The sequence below is a fragment of the [Muricauda] lutisoli (nom. illeg.) genome (genome assembly GCF_017313105.1).
GTDB classification, from domain to species: Bacteria; Bacteroidota; Bacteroidia; order Flavobacteriales; family Flavobacteriaceae; genus Flagellimonas; species Flagellimonas lutisoli.
In genome coordinates, this window is record NZ_JAFLND010000001.1 from 200,081 (window position 1) to 213,484 (window position 13,404).

The following is a 13,404-nucleotide window of genomic DNA, read 5'->3' on the forward strand; positions in this document are numbered from 1 at the left end:
TTAAAGAGTTATCGATTCTTTTTCTCTTCTTCGGGGATAACTCTACGAACCCCGCTTCGAATATTCGCCAATAGCACAGCACCTAGTATAAAGCTGCACAATAAAATACGATCTAGGAACAAGGATTCCTCCATGTAAGAGAGTAAAATAAACGATGCTATAAGCAGCACGCCAAGAAGGGTTGTTGTAACTTTTTTAAAGGATTGCATATGAAATTAAATTGAATTTATGTTGTGGTTTAGTATAGCTTATAAGTCAGTAGATCTCTCTCTGAACAGTGATGGTTCAATCTTCCAACGTAATTTCTAAAATGCCGTTTATCGTTAAGTTCTTTCCTTTGGTTCTAGCTTGGTTTATAATATCTCGTGCAATTTGTTTCTCTTGTTCCAATTCTTCAATGCGATTGTTGAGTACATTGGTATTGCAATGGTGATTACCTTCCCAAATTTTTAATCTTTGGATTTTGTGGAAGTTGATTTTTTCATCAATTAAGGAGGTAATGACATCAGAGGCTTCGGTTGGGTTGAATTTCCCATCTACCAATTGAATTCTTTTTGTGTCGATCACGATTTCAGCTAATTCTTTTGTTTCCATTCGTTTTTGGTTTTAGCAATAATTCGTTTGCAAAGGTTATAGATATTTATCATTAATTTTTATTTATATTTATAATATTAAACATTAATAATATTTATGGACTATACCTTGCACCAACTTCAAATCTTCCTTAAGATAACTGAATTACAGAGTATTACGAAAGCTTCGGAAGAGTTGCATTTAACCCAGCCAGCCGTATCCATACAGCTAAAAAATTTTCAGGATCAGTTTCCAATTCCACTGACAGAGGTGGTCGGTAGGCGACTTTTTATCACCGATTTTGGTAAAGAAATTGCCCGGGCGGCAGAAAAAATTCTCAATCAGGTTCATGAAATTAATTATAGGACCATGGCGTATCAGGGTAAGCTATCGGGACGCCTAAAAATATCAGTGGTCTCAACAGGGAAGTATGTGATGCCCTATTTTATGTCGGGTTTTATGAAAGAGAACGATGGAGTGGACCTTGTGATGGACGTTACCAACAAAAGCAAAGTAGTAACAAGCTTGGAACTCAACGAGGTTGATTTTGCCCTGGTCTCTGTTCTTCCGGATAAATTGAATGTTCAAGGAGTGGAATTAATGCCGAATAAACTCTTTTATGTAAGCGATTACCGCAGGGAATTCCCCAAGAGTATTACCAAAAGAAAATTGTTCGAACAAATACCATTGATTTACAGGGAACCTGGTTCGGCCACTCGAAATGCAATGGAAGGGTTTATCGAGCGCAACGATTTTAAGGTGCAAAAGAAAATGGAGTTGACCTCAAATGAAGCTGTTAAACAAGCCGTGGTTTCTGGACTTGGTTGCTCCATTATGCCTTTGATAGGGATAAAAAATGAGCTGCTCAACAAAGATTTGAAAATTGTACCGGTCAAAGGTTTGCCAATAATTACCACATGGAATTTAATATGGTTGAAGGCAAAAAATCTTTCTCCTGCTGCCGTTGCATTTTTGGAATATCTGGAGGTGAAAAAGGAAGAAATAATCCAAAAGAAGTTTGATTGGATCGATGATTTTTAAAGATATGGATCACCGTAATTGTAAGCGAGCTTTTTGGATGAGATTATCCCAATAAAGTTGTGTTGGAGGAATAATTTTACCCCGTAAAATGTGTAAATTTACGTTAGCTGTTCCTAGAAAAATTATGGATACAACCTTTCCACTAACCGCTGGACTTATAGCTTCCATACTTCACGTAATTGCCGGTCCAGATCATTTGGCTGCAGTGGCTCCTTTTGCCATAGAGTCAAAACGCAAAGCATGGAAAATAGGACTTTTTTGGGGCATCGGGCACTTGGTGGGAATGATTGCCATAGGCTTATTGTTCGCTATATTCAAGGAAATAATTCCCGTTGAGGAAATTTCCATGTATAGTGAGCAATTGGTGGGAGTTGTTTTGGTAGGAATTGGTTGTTGGGCTTTGTATCGCATCTTTAAAAAACGAAAAAGGCACAAACATTTCCACGTTCATGCCGAAAATGAACCTGTAATCCATTCTCACGAACACCACCATGACCATAACAGTTCGCACCACCATGTGCATAGTGGAAAATTAAAGCAGAACAATCTTGCATCGTTTTCCGTGGGTATTTTACATGGTCTGGCAGGAATTTCCCATTTTTTACTGTTCCTGCCTGTTTTGGGGTTCGAAACACAGTCCGATTCCATTGCTTACGTTATCGGTTTTGGGGCTGGAATACTTGTGGCAATGATCACATTTGCTTTTGTCATCGGTAAGGTGTCTTCCATTGCAAAGAACGGACATAGTGATATGTTTTTTAACGGTATCCGGATGGCAGGAGGACTCTTTGCCATCGTAATCGGTATTTATTGGATTTTTAGTTTTTAGCAGATTCGTGGCAATTGCTCTCCGATCATGGGAGTAACCATTCGTTTTCCTCCGATAACACTGTGCATTACAACCTTTTTGGGATGTTCCGTTGTAAATTCCCCAATGCAGACCGCCCTGGGACTTTTTTCGTGTTTCTTCATTAGTTCCTCTACTGCGTCAGCCACATCTGCGCTCACGATAGTAACGAAAATACCCTCATTCGCCACGAAGAGGGGGTCGAGACCTAAAATTTCACATGCTGCGGCTACTTGGTCATCCAATGGAATATCCGTTTCCTTAAGTGAAATACCCAAATTGGTGTCATCTGCCAATTCCGAAAGTACACTGGCCACACCACCTCTGGTAGGATCTCGGAACAAGTGGATTTTGTTTCCAAAGGCATCCAGGAGCTCATTTACCAAATAGTTGAGGTTGGTCGTATCGCTTTCAATGGTAGATTCAAATTCAAGTCCGTCCCTTTGGGACATAATGGCCATACCATGTTGTGCTATGGGTCCGCTGATGATTATTTTATCTCCAGGCCTTATTTTATCGGGAGAAATATGTGCCTTTGGATGAACCTTGCCAAATCCTGTGGTATTGATGAAGATTTTGTCTCCTTTTCCACGTTCCACAACCTTGGTATCACCCGTAATGATTTGAACTCCTGCAATATCTGCCGTTTCCTTGATGGATGTAACAATTTTCACAAAATCCTTCATGGGCAATCCCTCTTCCACTATAAATGCCAATGATAAAAATTTAGGGTCTGCTCCGCACATGGCTACATCGTTTACGGTACCGTTGACGGCCAGTTCACCAATGTTCCCTCCTTTGAAAAATATGGGGGATACCACAAAACTGTCGGTGGAAATGGCCATTTCACCATCCATTTTTATTATTGAACCGTCATGTTTTTGATTGAGATAGGGATTGTTGAAAGTTTCAAAAATAATGCGGTCCAACAAATCGCGGGTCATCAATCCTCCGCTTCCGTGTCCCAAGTTGATGGTATCGAACCCAAGGTCTTTATTGCTCATGGTTAGGATGTGATTAAGTTGTTAGAAAAATGATAGTATGCCGCACAAGCACCTTCGGAAGACACCATGGGGGCTCCTAAGGGATTTGAAGGTGTGCAGGCCTTTCCAAATTGTTCACATTGGTGCGGTTTTTTGATGCCTTTTAAAATCTGACCCGCTATGCATGCCGAATTTTCTGGGGTTGTAATGGAACTGATTCCGAATTTGGTTTCGGCATCATACGCAAGAAATTCTTCTTTAAGACGGTAACCACTATCGGGTATGGACCCGATGCCTCGCCATTCACGGTCTGAAATTTCAAAAACAGCTTCCATCATTTTTTTGGCCTCAACATTTCCTTCTTCTTTTACTACTCGAGAATATTGGTTTTCCAATTTATACTCACCTTTTTCCAGTTGCAAGAGCGCCATATAGATGCCTTGAACAAGATCTAAGGGCTCAAATCCGGTAATGACAATGGGTATTTTATATTTTTCGACCAATGGGTAATATTCTTTCATTCCCATAATAGCGCAAACATGACCTGCCCCTAGGAATGCGTCGATGGTACAGAGTTCGTCGTCCAAAATTCCTTCCATGGCCGGAGGAACAAGCACGTGGGAGACCAAAATGGAATAATTGGTAACGTTTTCCTTTTTGGCATGCATAATAGATAGGGCGTTTGCCGGTGCCGTGGTTTCAAACCCAACGGCAAAAAATACCACTTCTTTGTCCGGGTTTTGTTTGGCAATGTTCACAGCTTCCAATGGAGAATAAAGGATACGTAGGTCACCACCATCTGCTTTTGCTTCCAACAGGCTTTTTTTGCTACCGGGAACACGAACCATATCGCCAAATGAGCAAACGATGACCCCATTTTCCAATAGTTCAATGGTCTTGTCTATCAGGTTCATCGGAGTAACACAGACAGGGCACCCTGGACCATGAATCATTCGGACATTTTCAGGTAGCAGGTCAATGATGCCATTTTTTACCAATCCATGGGTCTGTCCACCACAGATTTCCATGATATTCCATGTTTGCTTGGCGGTTTTTGCTATCAGGTCCAAATACTTTTTGGTGTCCTCCAAGTTTCGATATTCGCTCAAATACTTCATCGTTCAATTTTTATATGTTGGTTATACATCAACTGCCCGAAAGAAATGTTTTCATCGTTTGGACTTAAGTTACGATTAAAATATAGCTTGTATTCGCCTCCGGATAATTCTTTTATCATATCCACCAAAACGGTGTTTTGAAACACCCCGCCGCTCATGGCAACCTGTTGAAGGTTCATTTGCTCTGCCATTTTTAAAACTACCGTTGCCAAGGTGTACAGAAAGTTCGTTACAATTTCTTCTTTCTTTTTACCAGTTTTAAAATCCAAGTATAGATTATTGAAGATCTCCTTCGTGGGAACTGTCCCGTTCACCATTTCCGATGCGTAAGATTTACAATCTTCAAGTTGATAATCCACAATTTGATTTTCCAAACGAATGGCAGCTTCGCCTTCGTAGGTATTAAAATCGCAAAGGTCCAAAAGGGAGGCTACTGCATCAAATAGTCTGCCCACCGATGAGGTTTTCAGGGATTCCACTTTCTTGAGATGATTGTAAACCGATATTTCCTGCTTGGAGAATTTTTTATCGATCTCACTTTGCATGGTGTCATTGGCCAAGGAGAAAAAAGAAATTCTGGGTTCTTTGGCCATTTTGTCCCCGGCCAACCAATCATAGTAGTCAAAATGCCCTACGCGCTTTATTTCTCCATTTTGATAGGTGAAAAACTCCCCTCCCCAAATCTGGGCATCATCCCCATAGCCGGTTCCATCCCAAACCACCCCCATAATGCCCGATTCATTATCAAAAAGGGCATGCTCTCCCAAAACTGAAGCAAAATGTGCTTTGTGATGTTGAACTTGTTTTAGATCGGCCTTGATCGATTTGGCAAGTTCAATGCCATGGCGAGTGCTGTTGTATCCAGGATGTTTGTCAACCAAAACAACTTCTGGTGTTACTTCAAATAGTTTTTGGAATCTTTCTACGGTCGATGTATAGCGGTCAAATACATCAAAATGGTCCAGATTTCCCAAATATTGACTAATATAAAGGTAATCATTGGGCAGAAAAGCAACGGTGCTTTTCAGGTGTCCGCCCATGGCCATAATTTTTTTATCGGTAGGGATATCGACATCAAAATTTGGACTGAGTCCCCTTGATCTTCTAAATGTGATTTTTTTGTTGAATTTTGGGCTGAACTTGACCACAGAATCGTCCTGAGGGTTGGTAATCTTTAGATTATGATCTAAGAAATAATCGGCGACCCCGTTCAATTCTTTATGCGCCATTGTCTCATCGTTGATGATTGGCGATGCATGTATGTTTCCGCTGGTTGCAACGATAGGTATTTCCAGCTCCTTGGCCAACAAATGCAAAATACCGGAGTAGGGGAGCATAACCCCCAATTGGTTAAGGTTGGGAGTAAGCTCATTTAAAGCCAAATCACCAGTAAAGTTGGTTTTTGGAATAATAACAATAGGACTTTCGGGAGAGGTGAGTGTTTTTTCTTGAATCTCGTTGATTTTTAAATCCCGTTTTAGCGAGGTCAATGAGGGATACAGAATGGCAAATGGTTTTGAGGGTCTGTTTTTCCTTTCCCGCAGTTTTTTGATGACTTCTCCATTGTTGGCATCACAGCACAAGAGGTAACCACTTGTATTTTTAATGGCGATGATATTACCTTCTTTAATCAGGATTGCAGTTTTTTGAATGGGATATTCTGCTGAAAGGATACTGCCATTGGCTATTGATAGTTTTAGCTGTATACCGCAATCAGAGCAGGTATTGGTCTGTGAATGAAACCGTCGGTTCGAAGGGTCTTCATATTCATCGGTGCAGGTATCGCACATTTCAAATACATCCAAATTGGTGTTGTCTCGTTCAAAAGGGAAGGAATTGGTGATCGCCCATCGGGGACCACAGTTCACACAGGTAGTGAAGGGGTAATGGTAACGCCTATTGTCTGAATTGGTGATCTCTTCCTTACAGTCATCACAAATGGCAAAATCGGGTGTGAGCTGTAAGTTGAGTCTCCCTGCTTTTTTGGAAGGAACAATAGAAAATCCATCAAAATGTTGTGGTTTTGTTTCGTACATATGGTGTTCCTTTATTTTGGATGCCTTGGGAGGGTGTTCTGTCAATATTCGGTAAAAGGAACGCACCACATCTTCATCACCGGCAAGGTAGATGATAACACCTTCCTCATTATTGGAAACGGTACCGTTCAATTGAAATTTAGTGGCCAAATTAAAGACATGGGGTCTAAACCCAACCCCCTGTACTCGACCGGTCACTATGATTTTGTAAGTTTTGGGCACTTTATAAAATTTGTTCGTGCAAAGTATTGCTCAGACGTATGATCTCTTCAATGGTCTTGGGGATTGCTTTTTTTACTTTTGGCGCCAGTTCGGTGGTCATTGGAACTACTTCTTCAATGGATATGGTAAATAGATAGAGGTCTGGTTGGTTTTCCATAAGGTAGACGGCTTCTATCATATCTTTTAAACCCACGTCATGTACACTAAGCGCAGAGGGAAAGTCACTGGCAAATTTTGGGCGTATAAGGGAGATGGCACCTTCTTTTTTACCGTCCATGGTAGCATCTACGAAAATTATTTTGTTGTAGCTTTCAAAACAGTTGAGGAGCAAAAATCCACCGGTTCCGCCATCGAGAATGTCAACATGGGCGGGCAACTTCATTTTATCCATTTCTTGAATCAAATGTACCCCAACGCCTTCGTCTCCCATAAGAAAGTTGCCCACCCCTAAAACCAAAATACTCTTGGATTTGTCTTTTTCAAAGAAAAAGGCATCACTGCTGATAGCAATAGGTTTTTTGTCAAAATCTGATTTGGGTTGTATTGATGCTGCCATTTTTTGGTCTTATTCTATGATTTCCAATTCCTCTTCATCAACAGGTTCTTCAGTTTCTTCCTCCTCCTCAATTTTTTTGAGACGTTCGTCGCAGACGAATTTATAACCTCCGAACATGGAAGAAACTTCACCTCTACCTTCCAGCCAATCGTGATAAAACACAAGATATACATGGATCAAGGTGAACAGAATGAATAGCCAAGTGGAGGTATGGTGAATGGTTCTCACAATAAAATCACCCCCTAAAAACGGCACTACCCAACTAAATAAGTTAGGCAACCACCAACTGGATGTGGCAGAGTACAGGCCGAAACCTGTAAATACCTGTACCAAGGCCAATAAAAATAGAATTACATAAGAGAAGGCAGCTACACTGTTATGACCGATGCTGATATCTCGAATGTCCGGTTTTTTTTCATTGGCAAGAAATACATCGACTTTGATCACGTGCAAAAAATTACGCCACATCTTCTTGCTGAAGGGCCAAAAGGCCCGCCAACTGGAAAACTTGTTCCCAACAAAGGACCAATAGATTCTGAGAATCATATTGAAAAAGAAAACATAGGCCGTGGCAAAGTGAATAAATCGAACTGTTCCAAACCAATAAAAATCGCTGGCTTCTTTGTTGGACAATATGGCGGGTGGGTCGGCAATTATAAAGCCCGTTATGGCCAATATTGTAATTGAGAACACGTTGATCCAGTGGAAAAACCGAACCGGAAGTTCCCAAACATATACCCGTCTAAATTTTCGTGTTTCCATGGTTTCTCATTTTCTAGATTTCGCAGCTTGAAACGTTCTGTACTTGAGAAATATGCTTGCCGTGTTCATCGTACAGGTGAACTGCACAGGCAATACAGGGGTCAAACGAATGGATCGTACGTATAATTTCCAATGGCAATTCTGGATCGGCAACCGGAGTTCCCAACAAGGTGGATTCATAGGCTGAACGTTGTCCTTTGGGGTCTCGGGGAGATGCGTTCCAGGTTGATGGCACTACGAGTTGATAATTTTCGGTCTTGCCGTCTTTTATTTGTATCCAGTGACCAAGAGCACCCCGTGGAGCTTCGGCAAAACCGACTCCTTTTGATTCGGCAGGCCATAAATCGGGCTCCCATTTGTCCATATTGGCCATTCGACTGTCCCCGTTTTTAATGTTTTGCAGTAAAGTATCATAAAATTCCATGGTCCAATTAGCGACCAGTTGCGTTTCAATACCTCTCGCTGCTGTTCTGCCCAATGTGGAGAACAACGCCTCAACGGGAACATCCAAATGACCTAAAGCACCATTTACAGCTTCTTGTATTTCTTTATTGCCACGAGCATAACCTACCAATAATCTGGCCAATGGCCCTACTTCCATAGGTTTTCCCCTCCATCGTGGTGTTTTGATGAAGCTGTATTTTTGACTTACGTCCAATTGGTCGTAAGGTGGTTTTGGACCGGAGTAATTGATGTTGGTCTCACCGTCCCATGGGTGTTTTCCATGTTCTTTTCCTTCGGAATATTCATCGTACCAAGAGTTGTTGATAAATTCCGCGATATCATCATTTCTATGGTCAACATCGTACACTTTGGATAAATCCCTATCCAAAATAATACCTTGAGGGAATTTAAAATTGGATATATCCCCATAACCATTGGTTGGAAAATCTCCGTAGGACATATAGTTGCCAAATCCTTTTCCAATGGCGCCCCAATCTTTATAGAAGGATGCAATGGCCAATAAATCAGGGATATAGACCTGTTCAATAAATTGTTTTCCTTCTTCCAATAAGCGTCCGACAAAGGCCAACCGTTCGGCATTTATTCCTCCAGGGCTTTCGGTGTTGATGGCACAGGCCATACCCCCGACCAAGTAGTTGGGGTGTGGGTTTTTACCACCAAAAATGGTATGCACCTTTACAATTTCTTTTTGCCATTCCAGAGCTTCTAAATAGTGGGCAACTGCCAAAAGATTAACTTCCGGGGGCAGTTTCATTTGGGGATGGCCCCAATAACCGTTTGCAAATATTCCCAGTTGCCCACTTTCAACAAACTTTGTAATTCTTTTTTTGATATCAGAAAAGTACCCCGGTGAACTTTTGGGCCAGTTGGATATGCTTTGGGCCAGTTTGGAGGTTTCCGCCGGGTCTGCTTTTAAGGCATTGACCACATCTACCCAGTCCAATGCATGCAAATGGTAAAAGTGCACGGTATGATCGTGCATGTAAAGAGCACCTTCCATAATGTTCCGAACCATTTCCGCATTGGGTGGAATCTCAATCCCAAGAGAATCTTCAACCGACCTTACCGAAGCCAGTGCATGTATCGTTGTACATACCCCACACGCACGCTGAACAAATGCCCAAACATCCCTGGGGTCTCTTCCTTTGACAATATTTTCAAGACCTCTTACCATAGGACTCGAACTGTAGGCATCGGTTATTTTTCCATCTTTAACCTCTACCTCAATTCTTAAATGCCCTTCAATCCTGGTAATGGGATCTACAACTATTCTATTTGCCATGATAATTTTATTAAGAATCTAGTTTCTTTTCATTTTGTTTTCCGCGTGTTGTACGGCTACGGAGTTCTTTTCTTTTAGAAATATTGGCTGCAACCGCGTGCACGGCGAGTCCACCTGCAACTACACCTGCAGCAACCTTACCTATGGTATCCGCAGTACTTTCGATGCCAAATCCGGCCAAACCTGTAAGCCTTTCATAAAATGGGCCATTATCCCAAAAGTCTTCTTCGCTACAACCAATACAACCATGACCTGATTGGATTGGGTAACTGACTCCATTGTTCCATTTGATAGTACCACAGGAATTATAGGTCATTGGACCTCGGCAACCTACTTTGTACAGGCAATAGCCTTCTTTTGCATTTTGATCGTCAAAGGTTTCGGCAAAGAGCCCGGCATCGTAGTAAGGTCTTCTGTAACAGGAATCATGTACTCTTTTTGAATAAAATGCTTTTGGTCTGCCCAATCCGTCCAATTCGGGCAAACGACCAAAGGTGATCATGTGCACGATGATACCGGCCATGACCTCGCCTATTGGAGGACATCCTGGAACCCTTATAATAGGCTTGTTTTTGATTATTTTGTGTATGGGGGTTGCTTCTGTTGGGTTTGGGTAGGCAGCTTGGACACATCCGTTGGATGCGCAGCTTCCCCATGCAATTATGGCTTTGGCCCCTTCAGCGGCCTCAACCAAAAGGTCTTTGGCCGATCTACCGGCAATACAGCAATAATTGCCATCGTCGCCAAGTGGAACCGAACCTTCAACACAAAGGATATATTCTCCTTTATATTTTTCCATTGTAGCCTGTTTGGCTGCTTCGGCCTGATGTCCGGAGGCGGCCATCAAGGTCAATGTGTAATCCAAAGAAATTTTGTCAAGAATTATATCTGAAACAATGGGGTGATCTGATCTGATAAATGATTCACTGCAGCATGTGCATTCTTGGTAATGTTCCCAAATAACAGGAATCCGGTACGTGTTCTCCAAGGATTTGGCCACCTGGCCGATCATTGAAGTTTCCAAGCCCATATAAGCAGCGATATAGGTGGCAAACTTCATAAAGTCCCTTCTGCTATATCCCTGTTTTATAATGCTTTCGTAATAGGTCTCTTTTACTGATTTTTCTATTGCCATGGCCCAATTATTTAAACCTAACTATTCATTTTAAAGGGTTTAACACTAAAAGTACCTAATAATCAATGCCTTGGAAATGACAAATGTCATGTTATTGAAAATTGATTTTCAATAATATTGTGTCTTATGTTGCTTATAATCAAAAGCTAAACAAGAAGCAGATGCATGAATTATCTGTAGCAATGGGAATCGTTAAAATCGCTGAGGACGAAACCAAAAAAGCCGAAGCGAAGAAGGTTACTTTGATTGAACTCGAAATAGGAAAACTAGCCGGTATTGAGTTCGAATCATTGGACTTTGTTTGGCCAGCCGCTGTTAAAAATACAGTACTTGAAAATGCCGAACGAAAAATTGATGTGAAAGAAGGTTTGGCCCAATGTGCAGATTGTGATTCGGTTTTTGAAGTTGAGCATTTTTATGATTCATGCCCAAAATGTGGCAGTAATTTAAAGGGAATAATTCAAGGTAAGGAATTAAGGGTAAAGGCCCTTGAAGTTGTTTAAATTAAAATATACAGTTATGTGCGGAACCTGCGGATGTGGTAGCGAAGAAAACGGGCCAAAAATATTGACCCCTACAATTGGCAAGGAAAAACATGGCCATGACCATGGGGAAAACCATTCCCATACACACGATCACCCTCATGATCATTCACATGGGCATCATCACGATCATGACCACCATCACCATCATCACGGCCACCATTCCCATGACCATTCGCATGGTCATGACCATCATCATAAAACGGTTTTGGAAGTGGAGCGGGACATTCTGCAGCAAAATGAAATCATGGCGGCAAGGAATAGGGGGTATTTTGATGCCAAGGATGTTTTTGCACTTAATCTGGTCAGCTCTCCGGGTTCTGGAAAGACCTCACTTTTAGAGCGTACACTGAAAGATCTTAAGGACAAGATTCCTTTTTATGTGATCGAGGGTGATCAACAAACCTTGAATGATGCCAACCGGATAGCAGCCTTGGATGTACCTGTTATTCAAATAAATACCGGTAAAGGATGCCATCTGGAAAGCGATATGATCCATGATGCGGTTAAGAAAATGAGTATTAAGAACAATTCGGTCTTGATGATTGAAAATGTAGGGAACCTGGTATGTCCATCCATGTTTAATTTAGGAGAACATAAACGTGTGGTAATTGTAAGTACGACGGAAGGGGATGATAAACCCATCAAATATCCGGATATGTTTCATACCTCCGATATCTGCATAATCAATAAAATTGACCTAGCACCTTATTTGGATACCAATATTGAAGAGTTAAAGAAGAACGCTTTGCAAGTGAATCCAAACTTGGAATTCTTCGAAGTTTCGGCTACCAAGGGTACAGGAATGGAACTGTGGTATGAGTGGTTGGAGCAAAACATTAAAACGAATCCTGAAAACCAATAAAAATAAAGAACAATGTGTTTGGCCATACCCGGGAAATTATTGGAGATAACTTCGGAACTGGATGAAACCTTTAGAATGGGGAGGGTCTCTTTCGGAGGTGTAAAAAAAGATGTAAGCCTTGCACTGGTGCCAGAGGCAAAGGTGGACGATTATGTGATGGTCCATGTAGGAGCAGCCATAAGCGTTGTTGATGAAGAAGAAGCCAAGAAAACATTCGAGGTTTTATCCCAATTGGGGGAACTGGAAGATTTGAACCAACAACCGGACGCCACCGGTTAATTTATATTCAAGTGCCATATTTTGAACTTAAAAAGGACGATACGAATTTCCCACCTGCCTATTTTGCAGATATAGAAGGGCTATTGGCCGTTGGAGGCACTATGTCCATTGAGCGTTTGCTCTTGGCCTATAATAGCGGAATTTTTTATTGGCACTACCCGCTAAAACACATTAAATGGTGGTCGCCCGACCCAAGAATCGTGGTAAAGCCAGAAAGCTTTCACATACCTAAATCAAGATGGGAATTTTTAAATAAGAAGTTCACGGTAACGGTCGACACTGATTTTGAGCAGATTTTGCGTGGCTGTCAAAAAGCATACAATATTGATGGCCAAATGGACAACAGATGGTTGACAGAGCGTATGGTGCGTATATTCTCAGAATTGAATGCCATGGGATACGCCCATTCCGTTGAGGTTTGGAATGGTGGAGAACTGGTCGGCGGTCTGTTTGGGGTAGCCGTAGGCAAACTGTTTTTCGGGGAGTATTTGTTTTCTGTAGATGAAGGTGCCGATGAGCTTGCCGCATTGTATTTGATCACTAAACTGAAGAATAAAAAGTATAGGTTGTTGGATATGCAAAAACAAACTTTTTTCTCCCCTGGCATCGATTATGATGAAATGCCCAGATTGGAATATGTGGACATCTGTAAGGAAAATGCCCATAAGCATAAAGATGTCCAAACTGAATTTTAATTA

The 13,404-nt window shown here is 41.5% G+C and carries 15 protein-coding genes; 6 read left to right on the top strand and 9 right to left on the bottom strand.

The genetic code is table 11. The annotated features are described in order from the left end of the window. Nucleotides 1–8: 8 nt before the first annotated feature. Nucleotides 9–209 carry a hypothetical protein gene (locus J0X13_RS00950; protein ID WP_207069622.1) on the bottom strand — a complete coding sequence of 67 codons (201 nt, stop codon included), beginning with the start codon at nt 207–209 and terminating at the stop codon, nt 9–11. A 76-nt stretch (nt 210–285) separates the two neighbouring features. Then, nucleotides 286–594 carry a hypothetical protein gene (locus J0X13_RS00955; protein WP_207069623.1) on the bottom strand — a complete coding sequence of 103 codons (309 nt, stop codon included), beginning with the start codon at nt 592–594 and terminating at the stop codon, nt 286–288. A 96-nt stretch (nt 595–690) separates the two neighbouring features. Between J0X13_RS00955 and J0X13_RS00960 the strand changes: the two genes are divergently transcribed. Both J0X13_RS00960 and J0X13_RS00965 read left to right on the top strand, forming a co-directional pair. Further along, complete coding sequence (locus tag J0X13_RS00960) at nt 691–1,614, top strand: LysR family transcriptional regulator (RefSeq protein WP_207069624.1); 924 nt, start codon at nt 691–693, stop codon at nt 1,612–1,614. A 124-nt stretch (nt 1,615–1,738) separates the two neighbouring features. Then, complete coding sequence (locus tag J0X13_RS00965) at nt 1,739–2,443, top strand: sulfite exporter TauE/SafE family protein (protein WP_207069625.1); 705 nt, start codon at nt 1,739–1,741, stop codon at nt 2,441–2,443. Here J0X13_RS00965 and hypE read toward each other — a convergent pair. From hypE to J0X13_RS01000, 7 genes are read right to left on the bottom strand one after another with little or no spacing between them, the layout of a single operon-like run. Next, nucleotides 2,440–3,465 (bottom strand): hydrogenase expression/formation protein HypE, encoded by a 1,026-nt coding sequence (hypE, locus tag J0X13_RS00970; protein WP_207069626.1) that lies wholly within the window; start codon nt 3,463–3,465, stop codon nt 2,440–2,442. The genes J0X13_RS00965 and hypE overlap by 4 nt on opposite strands. A 2-nt stretch (nt 3,466–3,467) precedes the next feature. Next, nucleotides 3,468–4,562: a hydrogenase formation protein HypD gene (hypD, locus tag J0X13_RS00975; RefSeq protein WP_207069627.1), complete on the bottom strand. Its 1,095-nt coding sequence runs from the start codon at nt 4,560–4,562 to the stop codon at nt 3,468–3,470. Next, complete coding sequence (gene hypF / locus J0X13_RS00980; protein WP_207069628.1) at nt 4,559–6,820, bottom strand: carbamoyltransferase HypF; 2,262 nt, start codon at nt 6,818–6,820, stop codon at nt 4,559–4,561. The genes hypD and hypF overlap by 4 nt, the downstream gene beginning before the upstream one ends. Nucleotide 6,821: 1 nt before the next feature. Further along, entirely contained in the window at nt 6,822–7,376 is a 555-nt protein-coding gene (locus J0X13_RS00985) for a hydrogenase maturation protease (RefSeq protein WP_207069629.1), read from the bottom strand. 9 nt (nt 7,377–7,385) lie between these two features. Next, nucleotides 7,386–8,138, bottom strand: a complete 753-nt coding sequence (gene cybH, locus J0X13_RS00990; RefSeq protein ID WP_207069630.1) for a Ni/Fe-hydrogenase, b-type cytochrome subunit — start codon at nt 8,136–8,138, stop codon at nt 7,386–7,388. A gap of 13 nt (nt 8,139–8,151) precedes the next feature. Then, the gene (locus tag J0X13_RS00995; protein ID WP_207069631.1) at nt 8,152–9,885 is read right to left on the bottom strand and encodes a nickel-dependent hydrogenase large subunit; all 1,734 of its coding nucleotides are present in this window, start codon (nt 9,883–9,885) and stop codon (nt 8,152–8,154) included. Between the two features lie 10 nt (nt 9,886–9,895). Further along, on the bottom strand, nt 9,896–11,020 hold the full coding sequence (locus J0X13_RS01000; protein WP_207069632.1) for a hydrogenase small subunit: 1,125 nt from the start codon (nt 11,018–11,020) through the stop codon (nt 9,896–9,898). Nucleotides 11,021–11,181: 161 nt separating this feature from the next. Here J0X13_RS01000 and hypA point away from each other — a divergent pair, with 161 nt between their 5' ends. Genes hypA through J0X13_RS01020 form a run of 4 tightly spaced genes read left to right on the top strand, consistent with a single transcriptional unit; the run spans nt 11,182 to nt 13,401 of the window. Further along, a complete protein-coding gene (hypA, locus tag J0X13_RS01005; RefSeq protein WP_207069633.1) occupies nt 11,182–11,523 on the top strand; it encodes a hydrogenase maturation nickel metallochaperone HypA in 342 nt (113 codons plus the stop codon). A 16-nt stretch (nt 11,524–11,539) separates the two neighbouring features. Then, nucleotides 11,540–12,427 (top strand): hydrogenase nickel incorporation protein HypB, encoded by an 888-nt coding sequence (gene hypB / locus J0X13_RS01010; RefSeq protein WP_207069634.1) that lies wholly within the window; start codon nt 11,540–11,542, stop codon nt 12,425–12,427. 12 nt (nt 12,428–12,439) lie between these two features. Then, nucleotides 12,440–12,706 carry a HypC/HybG/HupF family hydrogenase formation chaperone gene (locus J0X13_RS01015; protein ID WP_207069635.1) on the top strand — a complete coding sequence of 89 codons (267 nt, stop codon included), beginning with the start codon at nt 12,440–12,442 and terminating at the stop codon, nt 12,704–12,706. Nucleotides 12,707–12,717: 11 nt separating this feature from the next. Next, a complete protein-coding gene (locus J0X13_RS01020; RefSeq protein WP_207069636.1) occupies nt 12,718–13,401 on the top strand; it encodes a leucyl/phenylalanyl-tRNA--protein transferase in 684 nt (227 codons plus the stop codon). Nucleotides 13,402–13,404: the final 3 nt, after the last annotated feature.